The following is a 17,434-nucleotide window of genomic DNA, read 5'->3' as shown; positions in this document are numbered from 1 at the left end:
CGCCGCTTCCCTTCCCCGGGGTTCGCCTAGAACGACAGCACCGCGTTGTCGATCAGCCGGGTGGTGCCCACCCGGCCGGCCACCGCGAGCACCGCCTCACCCGTGTACGGCTCCGCGACCTCGGCGAACGTGGCCGGATCGACCAGCACCACGTAGTCCAGCGCCAGCTCGGGGGCGGCGGCCTCCAGCACCTCGCGGGCGGCGGCGACCACGCGCGACGGCACGCTCTCGGCCGCGCCCGCGCGCAGCGCCCGGGACAGCGCCAGGGCCACCTCCCGGTCGGCCGGCGACAGGTAGCGGTTGCGGCTCGACAGCGCCAGCCCGTCGGGCTCGCGCACCGTCGGCGCGCCGACGATCTCCACCGGCACGTCGAGGTCGGCCACCATGCGGCGGATCAGCGCGAACTGCTGGGCGTCCTTCTGCCCGAACACCGCGAGGTCCGGCTGGACCAGGTTGAACAGCTTGAGCACCACCGTCAGCATCCCGTCGAAGTGCCCCGGCCGCACCGCACCCTCGACGACCCGGCCCATCTCGCCGGACCGCAGGCTCACCTGCCGGTCCGGGTGGTACATGTCCTCGGCGGCCGGGGCGAACACCACCTCGACCCCCTCGGCGCGGCACACCTCCAGGTCGGCCTCGAACGTACGGGGATAGCGGGAGAAGTCCTCGCCGGGGCCGAACTGCAGCGGGTTGACGAAGATGCTGACCACCACGTGGTCGGCGCGCGAGCGGGCCGCCCTGATGAGGGAGCGGTGCCCCTCGTGCAGGGCGCCCATGGTGGGCACGAGGGCGACGGAGCCGTCACCGCGAGCCTTGATCAGGTCGGTGCGGTTCCTGGCGACGATGGGGTCCATGAGGCGGCCTCCGGGGGCGTCATGCGGATCCGTGCCATGCCGGTCACGGTCACGTCCATATGTTGCCACCCAGGGCGTCGAGCAAGCGTTCGGCCTCCTCCGGCTTGAGCAGGCCGGCGGCCAGCGCCCGGTCAGCGGTGAGCCGGGCCAGCGCGACGTAGGCGTCGGCCGCCTCCGGCGCGGCCAGGATGAGCGCGTCGACGTGCTTGCGCACGGTGCCCGCGTCGCCCCGCACCACCGGGCCGGTCAGCCCGCCGATGCCGAGCCGCAGCACGTTGTCGAGGGCGGCGCCGAGCAGCGGCCCGAGCATGCGGCCCGGGTGCTCGACGCCGATGCGGCCCAGCAGGTCGGACGACTCGGCGATGAGCGTGACCATGTGGTTGGCGGCGCTGGCCAGGGCCGCGTGGTAGAGGGCGCGGTCGGCGTCGGCGATCCACACCGGCTCGCCGCCCATCTCGATGACCAGCGCCTCGGCGATGGGACGCAGCGGCTCGGGCGCGGTGACGCCGAAGGAGCAGCCGGTGATCCGGTTGAGGTCGTCGTCCCTGCCGGTGAACGTCATGACCGGGTGCAGGGCGAACGGCAGCGCGCCCGCCTCGGCGGCCGGTCGCAGCACGGACAGGCCGTAGGCGCCGCTGGTGTGGACGAGCAGCTTGCCCTGGAGGCCGGCGCCGGTGGCGGCCAGGCCGCTGACGAGGTCGGGCAGCGCGTCGTCGGGGACGGTGAGCAGGACGAGCTCCGCCGCCTCGACGACCTCCTCGGGGCGGACGGGCTCGACGCCGAGCCGGTCGGCGGCCCACCGCCGGGAGGCATCGGACACCCCGCTGGCGGCCACGATCCGGTGCCCGGCCTGCGCCAGGGCAGCCCCGAGCGCGGAGCCGACCTTGCCCGATCCCAGCACGCCGACGGCCAGCCGTGCCGGGCGATCTGCTGCGTCCATGTCCCACCCCTGTCGAGCACCCCGGAAGACGCTGCCGCCCAGCGTAACGGCCGAGTTGCCACGGGGGCGTGACCTGGGCTTTGCCGCATGTTGCGTTAGCGACAAAACGGACAAGGGCATATAAACCGTGCACCCCCTGTCGGGAATGATGATGAGGAGAGGGGTACATCGCATTCAGCGGGCGCCGAGTCCTGAGCTGGACCCGACGCCCGCACTGTGACGAACTCCTTGGAGGTGCACCCTGGCCGCCATCGCCGACTGGCCGGCCCGGGTACGGGGCTCGGACCGGTTCACTCTCGGACCGGTCCGAGCTCCGGCATGTCAGCGATGCACGTGAGCGCTGGAGCCCCCCTTGCAGCCGGCGATGCCGACACCGGCGACCCCCACCCCGTTGCCGCAGGCGTTGATCGGCGCGGTGATGGGCAGGAAGAGCTGGTTGCCGGACAGCACGCCGCTGCGTCCGCTGGTGATGTCGCCGTGACCGGGGCCGTGGGCGTAGGCCGGGGCGGCCACCGAGAGCATGCCGAACGCACCCGCGACGACGATGGCTTTCTTGAACACGAGGGACTCCTTTTCGGGACGACTGCCGGATGATGACAATCAGCAGTCACTCGACTACTGTATGTAAACGGTAGCGCAAGATCGCAACACCGCGTAGTAAAGAAATCGCGCCACGTGTTCGCCCGGAGTCGTGAGATAGTCCTGGGATGTGGCTCACCTGGCGCGCCGCCATGCAACGCGCGCTCTATGGCGAGAGCGGCTTCTACCTGCGCGAACGCCCCTCCGGGCACTTCCGCACCTCGGTCAGCGCCTCGGCGGCCTTCGCCGACGCGGTCCTGGCCCTGCTGGAGGAGGTCGACGCCGGGCTCGGCTCGCCCGCCCGGCTCGACCTGGTCGACATCGGCGCCGGCGAGGGCACGCTGGTCCGCCGCGTGCTCGACGCAGCCGGCCCCTCGCTGCGCGACCGGCTGCGCATCACCGCCGTCGACCTGTCGCCCCGGCCCGACGAGCTGCCCGAGCGGATCGCCTGGCAGCCGCGGCTGCCGTCCGGCATCCAGGGCCTGGCGATCGCCAACGAGTGGCTCGACAACGTGCCGCTGGACGTGGCCGAGCAGACGTCCGACGGGCCGAGACTGGTGATGGTCGACACCGAGACCGGCGAGGAGCGGCTCGGCGACCCGCCGCAGGGGGCCGACCTGGAGTGGCTGGCGCGGTGGTGGCCGCTGTCGTGCGTGGGCTCGCGGGCGGAGATCGGCTGGCCGCGCGACGCCGCCTGGGCGGCGGTGCTGAACCGGCTTTCCAGAGGCCGGGCGATCGCCATCGATTATGCACACCCTGTGGATAACCGGCCGATGCATGGCACGCTCACCGGATACCGTGACGGAGCGGTCGTCTCGCCCGTACCCGACGGCACCTGCGACATCACGGCGCACGTCGCGCTCGACGCGTGCGCCGAGGCGGGCCGCAAGGCCGGCGGGATATCCACAGGCTTGTCCACACAGCGGGCCGCGCTGCGCGCTCTGGGCATCACCGGCGACCGCCCGCCCCTCGACCTGGCCCGCACCGATCCGCGGGGTTATCTGCGCGCGCTGGCCCGCGCCTCCGAGGAGGCGGAGCTGATCGATCCGGGAGGCCTCGGCGGGTTCGGCTGGCTCAGCCAGAGCCGGTGATAACGGTCAGAGCCGGTCAGGCGACGCTGAGGTCCAGCGACTCCAGGCCGCGGATCACGTACCCCGGCTTCCACACCGGCTCGCGGACCAGCTCCAGCTTCGGCGCCCGCTCCAGCAGGGCGCCGAACGACTCGATGAGCTCGATCCTGGCCAGCGGCGCGCCCAGGCAGAAGTGGATGCCCGCGCCGAAGGAGATGTGCGGGTTGTCCACCCGGCCCACGTCCAGCCGGTCCGGGTCGTCGAACACCTCGGGGTCGCGGTTGGCCGAGCCGAACAGCAGCGCCACCTCCACGCCGCGCGGGATGGCGACGCCGCCGACCTCGATGTCCTCCAGCACCCAGCGCTCGAACATCTGCAGCGGCGTGTCCCAGCGCATCAGCTCCTCGACGGCCGTCGGCAGCAGCGAGCGGTCGGCGCGCAGCCGCGCCAGCTCGCCCGGGTTGCGGAACAGCGACCACCAGCCGTTGCCCGTCACGTTCACCGTGGCCTCGTGACCGGCGTTGAGCAGCAGCACGCAGGTGCCGACCAGCTCGTCCTCGGTCAGCTCGTCGATCGCCGCGAGCGCGCTGATCAGGTCGTCGCCGGGCCGCTCCTTGCGCTCGCGGGCCAGCTCCTTCAGATACGCCGCGAACTCCGACGCCGCCCTGACGGCGGTGTGCTGCGCCTGCTCCGACGGGTTCAGCTCGTACATCCCGCAGATGTCGGCCGACCAGGGGCGCAGCAGGTGGCGGTCGGCGTCGGGGATGCCGAGCATCTCGGCGATCACCGTCACCGGCAGCGGCTCGGCGACCTCGGCGATCAGGTCACCGCCGCCCCGCTCCACGTACGCGTCGACCAGGCCCTCGGCGATCGCGCGCACCCGCGGGCGCAGCGACTCGACCATGCGGGGCGTGAACGCCTTGGAGACCAGGCGGCGCAGCCGGGTGTGCACCGGCGGCTCCACGTCGAGCATGCCCGCGCGGATCACCCGCCAGAACGGCTCCTGGAACTCCGGCTCGGGCTCCTTGCCGAACTCCTCGTGCGTCGCCACGTGCAGGTACGACCTGCCCAGGCGGCGATCCCTGAGCAGGGCGTTCACGTCGGCGTGCCGGGCGACCAGCCACTGGCCGGTCGGCTCGAAGAAGCTCACCGGCGCCTCGCGCCTCAGCTCGGCGTAGACGCCGTACGGGTGAGCGACGAAATCCGGATTCCACGGGTCAAAGCGCACTATTCAATACTAGAAGCTTTCGCCCGCCTGCTCCTCACCCGGATGTTGAGCAGCTCCACGATGACCGAGAACGCCATCGCGAAGTAGATGTAGCCCTTCGGGATGTGCTGGTCCAGCCCCTCGGCGATGAGCACCACGCCGATCAGCACCAGGAACGCCAGCGCCAGCATCTTGATGCTCGGATGCGTGTCGACGAACCGGCTGATCGGCCCGGAGGCGAACAGCATCACCAGCACCGCCACGACCACCGCCGCGATCATCACGCCGAGCTCGTCCACCATGCCGACCGCGGTGATCACCGAGTCGAGCGAGAACACCACGTCCAGCACCATGATCTGCGCGATCACTGAGGCGAACGACGCCGCGACGGCCTTCTTGCCGTCCTTCTCGCCCACGTCCATCGTGTGGCCGATCTCGGTGACGCTCTTGGCGAGCAGGAACAGCCCGCCCAGCAGCAGGATCAGGTCCCGTCCCGATATCTCCTGCCCCAGCACCTCGAACAGCGGCTCCGTGAGCCGCACCACCCACGACAGGGCCAGCAGCAGGAGCAGCCGGCTGATCAGGGCCGCCGCCAGGCCGAGCACCCGCGCCCTGTCGCGCTGCTCCGGCGGCAGCTTCCCTGCCAGGATGGAAATGAAGATGATGTTGTCGATGCCCAGCACGATCTCCAGGGCCACAAGGGTGAAGAACCCTATCCAGATCTGGGGATCTGCCACCCAGTCCAACATCGGTTACCTCCTGCTATCGGGGGATGTCGAGGAAGCAACGAGTCAACGGGCCGATAAGTTCGCGGTTGCGTTTTACGGGTGGGTGTCGGTTATAGTGCCGACGTAGGTCATGAGTGCCAGCGCCAAGCCCCGGCTCGCTGGCCGGCAACCCTCGCGTCCGCGGCGGGGTGCCCCGGGTGAAGACCTGGTCCGTCACGAGGTGTGGCGGGCAAGCGCGGGCTCACTGGCTGCTCCAGGGGTCCGATGACCCCGAGGAGGTTCGCCGTGTCCACCCTGACGATCTTCAACGCCGCCCGCACCACCGCCGCCGAGAAGCCGGCCCCCGTCCAGCAGGCCCGCGCCATCCCCGCCGTCGTCGGCGCCGACCTGGAGGTGCCAGTCAAGGGCGGCAAGCTCGTCGGCTACGCCAACCTCGACTACGCGGCCAGCGCCCCCTGTCTGGAGCCGGTCAGCGCCGCCGTCGCCGCCGCGCTCCCGGCCTACTCCAGCGTCCACCGCGGCGCGGGCTACGCCTCCCAGCTCACCACCGCCCGCTACGAGCAGGCCCGCCACACCGTACGGGCCTTCGTCGGCGCCCGCACCGACGACGCCGTCATCTTCACCCGCAACACCACCGACGCCACGAACCTGCTGGCCGGCTGCCTGCCCGAGGGCACCACCGTGGTCGTCTTCGACACCGAGCACCACGCCTCGCTGCTGCCCTGGCCGGACGCCGTGCGGCTGGCCCCGCCCGCCTTCCCCGGCGAGGCCGTGCGCGCCGCCGACGACGCGCTGGCCGCGATCGACGGACCCAAGCTGCTCGTCGTCACCGCTGCCTCCAACGTCACCGGCGAGCTGTGGCCCATCGCCGCGCTGGCCCACATCGCGCACCGGCACGGCGCCCGCATCCTCGTCGACGCCGCCCAGCTCGTGCCGCACCGGCCGGTCAACCTGACCGCGCTCGACCTCGACTACGTGGCCTTCTCCGGCCACAAGCTGTACGCGCCGTTCGGCGCCGGAGTGCTGGTCGGCCGGCGCGACTGGCTGTCGGCGGGCACGCCGTACCTGAAGGGCGGCGGCGCGGTGCGCTCGGTCGGGGAGAGCACCGAGTGGCACGACGACGCCGAGCCCCGGCACGAGGCCGGGACCCCGAACGTGCTCGGCGCGATCGCACTGGCCGCCGCCTGCGACGCCCTCACCGCCACCGGCTGGACGCCGCTGCTGCGCGAGGAGGAGCGGCTGATCGCCCGGCTGCGCGCCGGCCTCGCCGGCATCGAGGGCGTACGGGAGCTGTCGCTGTGGGGGCCGGAGCACCCGCGCGTGGGCATTGTGTCGTTCACCGTCGACGGCTACAGCGCGCGCGAGGTCGCCGAGGCGCTGTCGAGCGAGTACGGCATCGGCGTGCGGGACGGGAAGTTCTGCGCCCACCCGTTCGTCCGGCACCTGCTCGGCACCGCCGACGGCGGCTGCGAGGACGACACGGCCTCGGCGGTGCGCGCCTCCATCGGCATCGGCACCACCCAGGAGCACGTCGACCGGCTGGTCGGCGCGCTGCGTGACCTGGTCAGCCGCTAGGTCTCAGCGGTTCGGCGGCTTCGGGCGCGTCGGCTGGTCGTTCACCACCGCGTCCACGTCGCGCATGTCCTCCTCGCTCAGCCCGCCCGGCCGGTGCTCGGCCGGGTGCGGACGCTCGGCGGGCTCGGCGGCCTGCGTGCGGTCGTACTCGCTCGCCTGTGTGCGGTCGTAGTCAGCCGCCTGCGTGCGCTCGTGCTCGGCGGGCTGCCGGGGCACCGAGTGCCGTTCGTCCGGGTAGGCGGCCTTCGTGTCGGGCGCCGGCCTGTCCACGGTCGTCGTGGCGCCCGCCGCCGCGTCCCGCTCGGCCGCCCGCCGCTCGGCCCGGCGCCTGTACACGGCGCCGAGAATCCCGTCGAGGCCGAAGCGTCCCCCGCCCAGCGCCAGGAACAGCAGCGACGCCGCGCCGAGCGCTCCGACGAGCTCCCAGCCGCCCTCCTGGACGAAGATGCCGTTCGGCGCGTGCACGAACACAGCCGCGCCGATCATGCCGATGAGCAGCACCAGCGCGGCCGGCCGCACCAGCAGGCCGAGGATCAGCAGGATGCCGCCGACCGTCTCGGCCACCGTGACGAACGCGGCGGCGAGCTGCGGCATCGGCACGCCCGACTCGGCGAACATGCCGCTCGTGGCGCCCAGCCCGGCCTGCCACTTCTGCAGCCCGTGCGCCAGGAAGATGACGCCGATCACCACCCGTGCGATCAGGGCGGCGATGTCGAACACAACCCTTTTCATGGTCTTTTCTCCCCCGTTTCCAGTACTCATCCCCCTGGCTGGACCAGCGATGCGCCCCCATACCGTTCCTTGACCGACCCGCCGGTGGCAGCATGGGCCGTATGACGGAACGCGTGGTCGGAATCGGTGCCGGGGCCAAGGAGCTGGCCACCGAGGACATGATCCTGAATATCGGGCCGCAGCACCCGTCGACTCACGGAGTTCTGCGCCTGCGGCTCACTCTTGACGGTGAGCGCATCTCCGGCGCCGAGCCGATCATCGGCTACATGCACCGGGGCGCGGAGAAACTGTTCGAGGTGCGCGACTACCGGCAGATCATCGTGCTGGCCAACCGGCACGACTGGCTGTCGGCGTTCGCCAACGAGCTCGGCGTGGTGCTGGCCGCCGAACGCATGCTCGGCATGGAGCCGCCCGTCCGCGCCGTCTGGGCGCGCACGCTCCTGGCGGAGCTCAACCGGGTGCTCAACCACCTGATGTTCCTCGGCTCGTACCCGCTGGAGCTGGGCGCGATGACGCCCATCTTCTACGCCTTCGACGAGCGCGAACGCATCCAGGCCGTCATGGAGGAGATCTCCGGCGGGCGCATGCACTACATGTTCAACCGCGTCGGCGGCCTCAAGGAGGACCTGCCGCTCGGCTGGCTCGACCGGGTCGCCCAGGCCGTCGCCGACACCCGCCGCCGCGTCCCCGACATCGAGAACCTCATCCACGGCAACGAGATCTTCCAGGCCCGCACCAAGGGCGTCGGCGTGCTCTCCCGCGAGCAGATCCTGCAGTACGGGGTCAGCGGCCCCATCGCCCGCGCCTCCGGGGTCGACATCGACCTGCGCCGCGACCAGCCCTACCTGGCCTACCCCGAGCTGCCCGTCACCGTCGTCACCCGCACCGCCGGCGACTGCCACTCCCGCTTCGAGGTGCTGCTGGAGCAGGTCAAGGTCTCGCTCGACCTGGCCGACGCCTGCGTCCAGCGGCTGCGCGAGCTCCCCCAGGGCCCGATCAACCAGCGCCTGCCCAAGGTGCTCAAGGTCCCCGAAGGCCACACGTACGCCTGGACCGAGAACCCGCTCGGCATCAACGGCTACTACCTGGTGTCCAAGGGCGACAAGACGCCGTGGCGGATGAAGCTGCGCTCCGCCTCCTACAACAACATCCAGGTGCTGCGCGAGATGCTGCCCGGGCACCTGGTCTCGGACATGGTGGCGATCCTCGGGTCGATGTTCTTCGTGGTGGGTGACATCGACAAGTGACCTCCCCTCCGCGACGCGACAGGTACGTCGACTGGCTGCGGGCGCTGAGCCTGATCGTGGTGGTGGTCTGGCACTGGGCCTTCACCATCCTGCAGTGGAAACCGCACGGCCCCGAGCCCACCAGCCCGCTCGGCTTCACCTCCGGGCTGTGGATCCTGACCTGGCTGCTCCAGGTCTTACCCCTGTTCTTCTACGTCGGCGGCCACGTCCACCTGCTGTCGTGGGGCCGGGCGTGCGAGCGCGGCACCGGCCTCGGCCGCTTCGTCTGGCGCCGCCTGCGGTCGCTGGCGATCCCGGCGCTGGGCCTGATCGGCGTGTGGGTCGCCGTCGGCGCCGTCGTCACCTGGCTGTTCGACGTGCCGTGGATGTGGCGGGTGGTGCTGCTCGTGCTCAGCCCGCTGTGGTTCCTCGGCGTCTACCTGGTGCTCATCGCGCTCCTCCCCGTCGCGCTCCTCCTGCACCGCAAGTACGACGTGCTGGCCCTCGTCTGGCTGGGCGGGGCGGCGCTGGTCGTCGACGTGGTCCGGTTCCGCTACGACGTCGAGTGGGCCGGCTGGCTCAACATGGTCATCGTGTGGGGGCTGGCGCACCAGGCCGGCTTCTTCTACGACCGCATCGTCGCCCTGCCCCGCCGCTACGACGTCGGCATCCTGTGGACCGGGCTGTTCGCCCTGTTCGGGCTCGTCTACTCGGGCATCTACCCGGGCTCCATGGTGGGCGTGCCGGGGGACAAGTGGTCCAACATGGCGCCGCCGACGTTCGTCATCGTCGCGCTGCTCATCTTCCAGATCGGGCTGGTGGAGGTGCTGCGCCCGGCCATGGAACGGGTCCTGGAACGGCCGGGCTGGAACCGGGTCAACGCCGTCATCAACCGTTTCGCGCTGCCGCTGTTCCTCTTCCACACGACCGGCATGGCCATCGCGCTCGGCCTGTCCTGGTGGCTCTTCGGCAGCCTCACGCCCGAGGTGCCGCCGGACGTGTGGTGGTGGCTGGAGCGCCCCCTGGCCGTCGCCGGCCCGCTGATCTGCACCCTCCCGGTCATCTACCTCTTCGGCCGCCGCCCCCGCACCGGGCGGCCGGACACCGGCTGAGGGCCTGTCAGCAGAACTCGGCGGCGAGCACGTCGTCGAAGACGCCCAGGCCGTAGCGGGTGCCGGGGATCCAGCCCTCGGTGGGCACGGTGGCAAGCATCTCGCACAGCAGCTCGGCCGGCAGGACGCGCCCGCCGAACAGTGGCGCCAGACCTACGACGCCAGGAGGACGAGCGGCTAGCCGGGCCGCTGATCCTCCGGATCCTTCGGGACGCGGCAGGCGTGCTCCAGGAAGAGCGCCGCCACGATCAACGCCACGCACGACAGGAACGAGCCCGTCGAGACGAAGAACTCCGACCGCGGCGTCTCCTTGGCGAAGAGCTGCACCGTGTGCAGCGCGAAGCCGCCGAACAGCCCCGCGAACACCGCGCCGCCGTAGGCCGACGCCTTGCCCAGGGCCGCCAGCCGGGCCACCGCCAGCGGCTCGACCGGCTTGGTGCCCGGCTTGCGGGCGATCCGCGCCTTCGTCATCCAGGCGGTGTAGGCCTCGCCGATCGCCAGCAGCAGCATCGTCGGGATCGCCGTCCACGGCACCAGCACCAGATCGACGTAGACCAGCCGCACCACGCCCCAGGCGATCAGCGCGACCACGACGATGAGCCCGACGAGCACGCCGGGCCGGGTCGGCCTCAATCCGGCCTCTGCAGCTTCAGGTCCTCGCGCAACCGCACACCCCGCCGGTCCAGGCCCACGAGCAGGTCGGCCACCCGGCCCCGCCCCGGCAGCTCACCGTCAGGGTCGGCCGCCGCCCACGGCACCAGCACGAACGCCCGCTCGTGCGCCCGAGGATGCGGCAGCGTCAGCTCCGGGTCGTCGCTGACCGTGTCACCCACCATGATCAGATCGACGTCGAGCGTGCGCGGCCCCCACCGCTCCTGGCGCACCCGCCCGAACGCGTTCTCCACGCTCTGCGCCCGCTCCAGCAGCGTGCGCGGCGGCAGCGTGGTCTCCGCCACGACCACCGCGTTCAGATAAGGGCGCTGGCCCCCCGGACCGCCCACCGGATCGGTCTCGTAGACCGGCGACGCCGCGACGAACTCCAGCCCCGGCGCGTCGAACAGCGTGTCGACGGCCCCCTGCAACGTCAGGAACCGCCGCCCCAGGTTGCCGCCCAGGGCGAGGACGACCTTCATGCGCGCCTCCGCTCGATCGTCACCACCACGTCGCCGAACGGCAGCGGGATCGGCGCCGCCGGCTTGTGCACACTCACCTCGACCGACTCGACGAGCTCCCGGGCCAGGCAGACGTCGGCCAGCCGCTGCGCGAGCGTCTCGATCAGGTCGACCGGCTCGCCCTCGACCACCTTGACCAGGTCCTGGGCCAGCTCGCCGTAGTCGACGGTCCTGGCCAGGTCGTCACCGGCCGCGGCCAGCGCGGTGTCGAGGAACAGCGTCACGTCGACGACGAACTCCTGCCCCAGCTCACGCTCGGCCGCGAGCACCCCGTGTCTCCCCCGGGCCCGCAGGCCCTTCAGCGCGATCCGGTCAGCGCTCAAGCTCGCCTTCCTCCTCCTCGTCGTCATCGCCCTGCAGCACCGGCGAGCCGTGGTGCATCCACAGCCGCCAGCCCTGACCCGTGCGGATGTAGACGTTGCTGGCCACCACCTTGCCGGCGGCGAAACTCGACTCGCCCTCCTCGCCCGCGGTGAGGATGTTCTCCACGCAGGTGAGCACGGCCACGTCGCCCAGCACCGTGGTGTTGACGTCGGTGAGCACGAACTGGATGTAGGTCGTGTTGGCCATGATCAGCGCCCACGACCGCAACACCTCCGAGCGGCCCGTCAGCAGGGTCCAGCCGGGATGCACGCAGCTCACCTGGTCGTCGGCGGTGTCCTCGGCCCAGATCTCGGTCATCCTGTCGAGGTTGCCGTCCTCGATCGCGGTGTAGAAGTCCTGGTTGACCGTCTCGATGGCGGCGGTGTCGACGCTCATGTGTTGGCTCCGGCTCTCTTCCATGCTGCGGCCACGCGCACGGCGTCGGCGTTGGGACCTACGTGGTGGACCCGTACGCACCAGGCGCCCTCACGGGCCGCCAGCGCGGTCACGGCCAGGGTCGCGTCGTCGCTGCCGCTGAACGGGCGGGGGGTGCCGTCGGCGCCGGCCAGCAGCCGCCCCAGGAACCTCTTGCGTGAGGCCCCGATGAGCAGCGGATAGCCGAGCTCGGCGAGTTGCTGCGTGCCGGCCAGCAGCGCCCAGTTGTGCGCCGCGTTCTTGGCGAAGCCGAGGCCGGGGTCGAGCACGATCTGCTCCTCGGACACGCCCTCGGCGAGCACCAGGTCGACCCGCTTGGCGAGCTCCTCGCGCACCTCGGTGACCACGTCGTGGTAGACGGCGCGGCTGTCCATGTCCTGACTGTGGCCGCGCCAGTGCATCACCACGTAGGGGACGCCGGTGGCGGCGACCACGCGCGGCATGGCGGGATCGGCCAGGCCGCCGCTCACGTCGTTGACCAGCCGCGCGCCCGCCTCGACGGCGGCCCTGGCCACCTCGGCGCGCATCGTGTCGACGCTGACGGCCACGCCCTCCGCGTTGAGCGCCCTGATCACGGGCACCACGCGGGCCAGCTCTTCCTCCAGCGACACCCTGGCGGCGCCCGGCCTGGTGGACTCGCCGCCCACGTCGACGATGTCGGCCCCCTCGGCGACCAGCTCCAGGCCGCGGCGGATCGCCACGCCCTCGTCGAACCAGAGGCCGCCGTCGGAGAACGAGTCAGGGGTCACGTTGACGACGCCCATGACAAGGCACCGGTCCTCGTCGCCCAGCCCCGGCACTCTCGTCATGAGGCCAAGCCTAGGCGCTCGCCCATACCTGGTGATATCGCGGGTCCCTGGTTGTGGATAACGATCCATCCCCGGCGGAATGCATGCGGCGCGGTCAGGCGTCAGCGTCCCAGGATCAGCGCCATCGCCTCGGCGCGGGTCTTGTCGCTGGTGCGGAAGTCGCCCCGGACGGCCGACGTGACGGTCTTGGCGCCGGGCTTGCGCACGCCCCGCATGGTCATGCACAGGTGCTCGGCCTCGACCACGACGATGACGCCGCGCGGCTCCAGCACCCGCATGATCGCGTCGGCGATCTGCGACGTCATCCGCTCCTGGACCTGCGGCCGGCGGGCGAACACGTCGACCAGCCTGGCCAGCTTCGACAGGCCCGTCACCTGACCCTGGTCGTTCGGGATGTAGCCGACGTGGGCCGACCCGTAAAAAGGCACCAAATGGTGCTCACAGGTTGAGTAGACCTCGATGTCCTTGACCAGCACCATCTCGTCGTGGTCGACGTCGAAGACCTTGTTGAGCACGTCTTCCGGGGTCTGGTGCAGGCCGGAGAACTGCTCGGCGTAGGCGCGGGCGACACGGGCGGGCGTCTCGAGAAGGCCGTCGCGGTCGGGATCCTCGCCGATGGCGTACAGGATCTCGCGGACGGCCTTCTCGATCCGGCCGAAATCTACGTCGTGCGGCTTCACGCACTGTCCCCGGAAGGCAGCGCGTCCTGGTGGCCCGAGGTGAGCGAGCCGTTGGCCGACTGCTCCTTCGGCGTCAGGATCGGCGGCCGGTCGGAGGGCAGCCGCTTGCCGTAGCCCGCGTAGGAGGGACGGTGCTCCTTGACGACCACCGGGGAGAAGATCTCCAGCACCTGGGCGCGGGAGAGCGTCTCCTTCTCCATGAGCTCGAGCACCAGGTTGTCGAGCACGTCGCGGTATTCGACCAGGATGTCCCACGCCTGGTCGTGCGCCGTCTCGATCATCCGGCGGACTTCCTCGTCGATCGTGGAGGCGATCTTCTCGGAGTAGTCGCGCTCGTGGCCCATCTCGCGGCCCAGGAACACCTCGGCCTGACCGCTGCCGAACTTACGGGCGCCGAGCTGCTCGCTCATGCCGTATTCGGTCACCATGCGGCGGGCGACGGCCGTGGCCTTCTCGATGTCGTTGGAGGCGCCGGTGGTGGGCTCGTGGAAGACGAGCTCCTCCGCCGCGCGGCCGCCCAGCAGCATCGCGAGCTGGTCCATCATCTCCGACCTGGTGGCCAGGAACTTGTCCTCCATCGGCAGCGTCATCGTGTAGCCGAGCGCGCGACCCCGGGACAGGATCGTGATCTTGTGCACCGGGTCGGAGTTCGGCAGCGCGTGCGCCACCAGCGCGTGACCGCCCTCGTGGTAGGCGATCATCTTCTTCTCCTTGTCAGACATGACCCGCGTCTTGCGCTCGGGCCCTGCCATGACACGGTCGATCGACTCCTCCAGCATGTCCATCGTGATCAGCTTCTCGTCGGCACGCGCGGTGAGCAGCGCGGCCTCGTTGATCACGTTGGCCAGGTCGGCGCCGGTGAACCCGGGAGTGCGGCGGGCGATGACGTCGAGGTCGACGCCCGGCGCGAACGGCTTGCCGCGCCCGTGCACCTTGAGGATGCCCTTACGGCCCTCCAGGTCGGGACGGTCGACGGTGACCTGCCGGTCGAACCGGCCCGGACGCAGCAGCGCCGGGTCGAGGATGTCGGGCCGGTTGGTCGCGGCGATGAGGATCACGCCGCCCTTGACGTCGAAGCCGTCCATCTCGACGAGGAGCTGGTTGAGCGTCTGCTCGCGCTCGTCGTGACCGCCGCCCAGGCCGGCGCCGCGGTGGCGGCCGACGGCGTCGATCTCGTCGATGAAGATGATCGCCGGGGCGTTGGCCTTCGCCTGCTCGAACAGGTCACGCACCCGGGAGGCGCCGACGCCGACGAACATCTCGACGAAGTCGGAGCCGGAGATCGAGTAGAACGGCACGCCCGCCTCACCCGCGACCGCGCGGGCGAGCAGGGTCTTGCCGGTGCCGGGCGGGCCGTAGAGCAGCACGCCCTTGGGGATCTTGGCGCCGATCGCCTGGAACTTGGCCGGGGCCTGCAGGAACTCCTTGATCTCCTGAAGCTCCTCGATGGCCTCGTCTGCGCCTGCGACGTCGGCAAACGTGGTCTTGGGGGTGTCCTTGGTGATCAGCTTGGCCTTGGACTTGCCGAAGTTCATCACCCGGCTGCCGCCGCCCTGCATCTGGTTCATGATGAACAGGAAGATCAGCACGATGATGACGATCGGCAGGAAGCTGAGCAGGAGGCTCACCAGGAAGCTCTCCTGGGGCACGTCGGTCGCGAAGCTCTTGGTCTTTTTGGCGTCGACCTGCGCCTGCAGCTCGTCGGTCAGCTTTGCGCCGTAGCCGGTGACCCAGTCAGACTGGATCGTCTTCGTCGGCGTGCCGCTGCCGCCGACCTGGATCGGGCTGTGCAGCGTCAGCTCGATCCGCTGGTCCTTGTCGATGATCTTGGCATTGCTGACATTGCCGGTGCGGATCTGCTGGAGCACCGTTGACGTGTCGGCCTGCTTGTAGTTGCCGCCGCCGCTCCAGAGCTGGGTGACGAGCAGGAGCAGCACGACGATGCCCAGGATCCACAGCAGTGGCCCACGTGTAAATCGCTTGAGATCCATCCGATGCGGAACCCCTTGCGGGCCCGTCCCTTCCTGACCATGGCCTGGAACCCCGGGAAATCCCGGGGCCGCGGCATCCGACACCGCGACTTCTGACTACCCGAAGGGGACGCAGGGTCACCCTCCCGGAGTCAGAAGGTACACCGGAGGAGCGCACGGAGGGACCGCCCGCTACACCGGTCTTGCCCTACCAACGTACGTCAAGGCACGCGGTGTTCCCGGCCACAGTCAGGATTGCTAGCGGTAAACGTGCGGCGCGAGGGTCCCGATGAACGGAAGGTTCCGGTATCGCTCGGCGTAGTCGAGGCCGTAGCCGATCACGAACTCGTTGGGGATGTCGAAGCCCACGTACTTGACGTCGATCGGCACCTTGACCGCGTCGGGCTTGCGCAGCGCCGTGCAGATCTCCAGCGAGGCCGGGTTGCGCGACTTGAGGTTCTCCAGCAGCCAGTGGAGGGTCAGACCGGAGTCGATGATGTCCTCCACGATGAGCACGTGGCGGTTCATGATGTCGGTGTCGAGGTCCTTCAGCACCCGCACGACACCCGACGACTTGGTGCCGGCCCCGTAGGACGACACCGCCATCCAGTCCATCTGCACCGGCACGTGCAACGCCCTGGCCAGGTCGGCCATCACCATGACGGCGCCCTTGAGCACGCCCACGAGCAGCAGCTCCTGGCCCGCGTAGTCCTCGTCGATGCGCCCGGCCAGCTGCTTGATCTTGGCCTGGAGCTCGTCCTCCGGGATGAGGACCTTCTCCAGATCCTTGCCCATGTCGGCAGCGTCCACCTGTTGGTTCCTTACGCGATGGGACGGATGGCGACTATCAGGGTGCCATACCGCCGGACGGCGCTCAGACCCCCGGGCAGGTCCACCGCCTTCTGCCCGTGCCACCGCGTGATCAGCCGCTCCACCGCCCGCACGTGCCCCGCCGAGAGCGCCCCGGAGGGCGCTCCCGCCGCGAGCGCCGCCCGCCGCAGCACTCGTGTCCGTACGGCCCCGGGGACCCCTTCCAGAGCCCGTACGGCCAGCGTCACGTTTCCGGCGATATCGCTTAGAGCGCAATCCTGGTACACCGATTCGGCCCACTGATCGAGCGCGTCCGCGTCCTCACGCGCCAGCCCCGCCGTCCGCGCCAACGCCTCCGCCACCCCCGGCCCCAGCTCCCTCTCCAGAACCGGCAGCGCCACCGCCCGCACCCGAACCCGCGTGAACCGCGGATCGTCGTTGTGCGGATCCTGCCACGGAGCCAGCCCCAGCGCCTCGCACGCCGCCACCGTCGTCGCCCGCGAAAGCTCCAGGAACGGCCGCCGATAGACGCCCGACACCGCCGCCATCCCCGCGATCGACCGCAGCCCGCTCCCCCTCGCCAGGCCCAGCAGCACGGTCTCCGCCTGATCGTCACGCGTGTGCCCCAGCAGCACCGCCGCCGCCCCATGAGCCTCGGCCGCCTCGCCCAGCGCGGCATAACGCGCATCCCTGGCCGCCGCCTCCGGCCCGCCCGCCGTGCCCACCACCACGGCCCGCATCTCACCGAACCCCAGGCCCAGCTCCCCCGCCAACGCCGCCACCCGCGCCGCCTGCTCCCCGGAACCCTCCTGAAGCTGGTGATCGACGCTCACGAGCCCCGTACGCAGCCCCGCCCTCGGCCCCACGAACCCCGTCGCCGCCGCCAACGCCAGCGAATCGGCGCCCCCACTGCACGCCACGAGCACCAGCGCCCCCTCGGGCACGTCCGCCAGCGCCTCACGCACCATCCTGCGAACATCGGCTACAGCCGGATGCGGTCCCACAGCCCCATTCTCCCCGCCCGGGCCGTCAACCCGTACGAGAGCGCCGAGCTCCACCGACCATCACCCCACCGACCCGGCGCCGGAGGGGAGGGCCGTTCGAGGGTGCTCCTCTGAAAGCCCGCCCTGCTAACGGACGACCGGCTGCCGTCAGGCGGCCGGGCCGGGGGG

The 17,434-nt window shown here is 70.8% G+C and carries 19 protein-coding genes and 1 riboswitch; of the genes, 4 read left to right on the top strand and 15 right to left on the bottom strand.

The genetic code is table 11. From position 1 onward, the window contains the following. Window positions 1-26: 26 nt before the first annotated feature. From panC to AB0G11_RS00940, 3 genes are all read right to left on the bottom strand, one after another. A complete protein-coding gene (panC, locus tag AB0G11_RS00950) occupies window positions 27-854 on the bottom strand; it encodes a pantoate--beta-alanine ligase (protein ID WP_357583103.1) in 828 nt (275 codons plus the stop codon). Window positions 855-903: 49 nt separating this feature from the next. After that, on the bottom strand, window positions 904-1,794 hold the full coding sequence (locus tag AB0G11_RS00945; protein WP_357583102.1) for a DUF2520 domain-containing protein: 891 nt from the start codon (window positions 1,792-1,794) through the stop codon (window positions 904-906). A gap of 321 nt (window positions 1,795-2,115) precedes the next feature. Next, on the bottom strand, window positions 2,116-2,355 hold the full coding sequence (locus AB0G11_RS00940) for a chaplin family protein (protein ID WP_308125631.1): 240 nt from the start codon (window positions 2,353-2,355) through the stop codon (window positions 2,116-2,118). A 146-nt stretch (window positions 2,356-2,501) separates the two neighbouring features. Between AB0G11_RS00940 and AB0G11_RS00935 the strand changes: the two genes are divergently transcribed. Further along, entirely contained in the window at window positions 2,502-3,464 is a 963-nt protein-coding gene (locus tag AB0G11_RS00935; RefSeq protein ID WP_357583100.1) for an SAM-dependent methyltransferase, read from the top strand. Window positions 3,465-3,480: 16 nt separating this feature from the next. On the opposite strand, the gene AB0G11_RS00930 is transcribed toward AB0G11_RS00935, so the two are convergent. Continuing rightward, window positions 3,481-4,671: a cytochrome P450 gene (locus tag AB0G11_RS00930; RefSeq protein ID WP_219501392.1), complete on the bottom strand. Its 1,191-nt coding sequence runs from the start codon at window positions 4,669-4,671 to the stop codon at window positions 3,481-3,483. Next, a complete protein-coding gene (locus AB0G11_RS00925; RefSeq protein WP_219501390.1) occupies window positions 4,671-5,399 on the bottom strand; it encodes a TerC family protein in 729 nt (242 codons plus the stop codon). Before AB0G11_RS00925 ends, AB0G11_RS00930 begins: the two co-directional genes overlap by 1 nt. Window positions 5,400-5,504: 105 nt before the next feature. Then, window positions 5,505-5,620, top strand: a riboswitch (SAM riboswitch). A gap of 43 nt (window positions 5,621-5,663) precedes the next feature. On the opposite strand from AB0G11_RS00925, the gene AB0G11_RS00920 reads away from it, so the two are divergent. Then, complete coding sequence (locus AB0G11_RS00920; RefSeq protein ID WP_219501388.1) at window positions 5,664-6,953, top strand: aminotransferase class V-fold PLP-dependent enzyme; 1,290 nt, start codon at window positions 5,664-5,666, stop codon at window positions 6,951-6,953. Window positions 6,954-6,956: 3 nt separating this feature from the next. Here AB0G11_RS00920 and AB0G11_RS00915 read toward each other — a convergent pair whose 3' ends face one another. Continuing rightward, window positions 6,957-7,685 carry a DoxX family protein gene (locus AB0G11_RS00915; RefSeq protein WP_357583098.1) on the bottom strand — a complete coding sequence of 243 codons (729 nt, stop codon included), beginning with the start codon at window positions 7,683-7,685 and terminating at the stop codon, window positions 6,957-6,959. Between the two features lie 101 nt (window positions 7,686-7,786). Here AB0G11_RS00915 and AB0G11_RS00910 point away from each other — a divergent pair, with 101 nt between their 5' ends. Both AB0G11_RS00910 and AB0G11_RS00905 read left to right on the top strand, forming a co-directional pair. Next, complete coding sequence (locus AB0G11_RS00910) at window positions 7,787-8,932, top strand: NADH-quinone oxidoreductase subunit D (protein ID WP_219501384.1); 1,146 nt, start codon at window positions 7,787-7,789, stop codon at window positions 8,930-8,932. Beyond that, window positions 8,929-10,023 (top strand): acyltransferase, encoded by a 1,095-nt coding sequence (locus AB0G11_RS00905; protein ID WP_357583096.1) that lies wholly within the window; start codon window positions 8,929-8,931, stop codon window positions 10,021-10,023. Before AB0G11_RS00910 ends, AB0G11_RS00905 begins: the two co-directional genes overlap by 4 nt. A gap of 177 nt (window positions 10,024-10,200) precedes the next feature. Here the strand turns inward: AB0G11_RS00905 and AB0G11_RS00900 are convergent, their stop codons facing one another. The 9 genes from AB0G11_RS00900 to tilS form a co-directional block, all read right to left on the bottom strand. Then, window positions 10,201-10,656 (bottom strand): DUF3180 domain-containing protein, encoded by a 456-nt coding sequence (locus AB0G11_RS00900; RefSeq protein ID WP_219501378.1) that lies wholly within the window; start codon window positions 10,654-10,656, stop codon window positions 10,201-10,203. Next, window positions 10,653-11,156, bottom strand: coding sequence for a 2-amino-4-hydroxy-6-hydroxymethyldihydropteridine diphosphokinase (folK, locus tag AB0G11_RS00895; protein WP_219501376.1), 504 nt, complete (start codon window positions 11,154-11,156; stop codon window positions 10,653-10,655). Before folK ends, AB0G11_RS00900 begins: the two co-directional genes overlap by 4 nt. Next, the gene (folB, locus tag AB0G11_RS00890) at window positions 11,153-11,545 is read right to left on the bottom strand and encodes a dihydroneopterin aldolase (protein WP_357583094.1); all 393 of its coding nucleotides are present in this window, start codon (window positions 11,543-11,545) and stop codon (window positions 11,153-11,155) included. Before folB ends, folK begins: the two co-directional genes overlap by 4 nt. Then, window positions 11,508-11,954 (bottom strand): nuclear transport factor 2 family protein, encoded by a 447-nt coding sequence (locus tag AB0G11_RS00885; protein WP_219501370.1) that lies wholly within the window; start codon window positions 11,952-11,954, stop codon window positions 11,508-11,510. The genes folB and AB0G11_RS00885 overlap by 38 nt, the downstream gene beginning before the upstream one ends. Further along, complete coding sequence (gene folP, locus AB0G11_RS00880) at window positions 11,951-12,757, bottom strand: dihydropteroate synthase (RefSeq protein ID WP_219501645.1); 807 nt, start codon at window positions 12,755-12,757, stop codon at window positions 11,951-11,953. The genes AB0G11_RS00885 and folP overlap by 4 nt, the downstream gene beginning before the upstream one ends. Before the next feature lie 146 nt (window positions 12,758-12,903). Then, window positions 12,904-13,482 (bottom strand): GTP cyclohydrolase I FolE, encoded by a 579-nt coding sequence (gene folE, locus AB0G11_RS00875; RefSeq protein WP_219501367.1) that lies wholly within the window; start codon window positions 13,480-13,482, stop codon window positions 12,904-12,906. Next, window positions 13,479-15,473: an ATP-dependent zinc metalloprotease FtsH gene (gene ftsH, locus AB0G11_RS00870; protein WP_219501365.1), complete on the bottom strand. Its 1,995-nt coding sequence runs from the start codon at window positions 15,471-15,473 to the stop codon at window positions 13,479-13,481. The genes folE and ftsH overlap by 4 nt, the downstream gene beginning before the upstream one ends. A gap of 237 nt (window positions 15,474-15,710) precedes the next feature. After that, window positions 15,711-16,262 (bottom strand): hypoxanthine phosphoribosyltransferase, encoded by a 552-nt coding sequence (hpt, locus tag AB0G11_RS00865; RefSeq protein ID WP_049568591.1) that lies wholly within the window; start codon window positions 16,260-16,262, stop codon window positions 15,711-15,713. Window positions 16,263-16,273: 11 nt separating this feature from the next. Then, window positions 16,274-17,230, bottom strand: a complete 957-nt coding sequence (gene tilS / locus AB0G11_RS00860) for a tRNA lysidine(34) synthetase TilS (protein ID WP_357583092.1) — start codon at window positions 17,228-17,230, stop codon at window positions 16,274-16,276. Window positions 17,231-17,434: the final 204 nt, after the last annotated feature.

It is taken from the genome of Nonomuraea sp. NPDC023979 (assembly GCF_040639085.1).
Classification (GTDB): domain Bacteria; phylum Actinomycetota; class Actinomycetes; order Streptosporangiales; family Streptosporangiaceae; genus Nonomuraea; species Nonomuraea ceibae.
This window is presented reverse-complemented; position numbering and strand designations above follow the sequence as displayed.

Coding starts and splice junctions, on each gene's coding strand:
- panC (WP_357583103.1), bottom strand. CDS start 854: ATGGACCCCATCGTCGCCAGGAACCGCACCGACCTGATCAAGGCTCGC.
- AB0G11_RS00945 (WP_357583102.1), bottom strand. CDS start 1,794: ATGGACGCAGCAGATCGCCCGGCACGGCTGGCCGTCGGCGTGCTGGGA.
- AB0G11_RS00935 (WP_357583100.1), top strand. CDS start 2,502: ATGTGGCTCACCTGGCGCGCCGCCATGCAACGCGCGCTCTATGGCGAG.
- AB0G11_RS00925 (WP_219501390.1), bottom strand. CDS start 5,399: ATGTTGGACTGGGTGGCAGATCCCCAGATCTGGATAGGGTTCTTCACC.
- AB0G11_RS00915 (WP_357583098.1), bottom strand. CDS start 7,685: ATGAAAAGGGTTGTGTTCGACATCGCCGCCCTGATCGCACGGGTGGTG.
- AB0G11_RS00910 (WP_219501384.1), top strand. CDS start 7,787: ATGACGGAACGCGTGGTCGGAATCGGTGCCGGGGCCAAGGAGCTGGCC.
- folK (WP_219501376.1), bottom strand. CDS start 11,156: ATGAAGGTCGTCCTCGCCCTGGGCGGCAACCTGGGGCGGCGGTTCCTG.
- folB (WP_357583094.1), bottom strand. CDS start 11,545: ATGACGACGAGGAGGAGGAAGGCGAGCTTGAGCGCTGACCGGATCGCG.
- AB0G11_RS00885 (WP_219501370.1), bottom strand. CDS start 11,954: ATGAGCGTCGACACCGCCGCCATCGAGACGGTCAACCAGGACTTCTAC.
- folP (WP_219501645.1), bottom strand. CDS start 12,757: ATGGGCGTCGTCAACGTGACCCCTGACTCGTTCTCCGACGGCGGCCTC.
- ftsH (WP_219501365.1), bottom strand. CDS start 15,473: ATGGATCTCAAGCGATTTACACGTGGGCCACTGCTGTGGATCCTGGGC.
- tilS (WP_357583092.1), bottom strand. CDS start 17,230: ATGGTGCGTGAGGCGCTGGCGGACGTGCCCGAGGGGGCGCTGGTGCTC.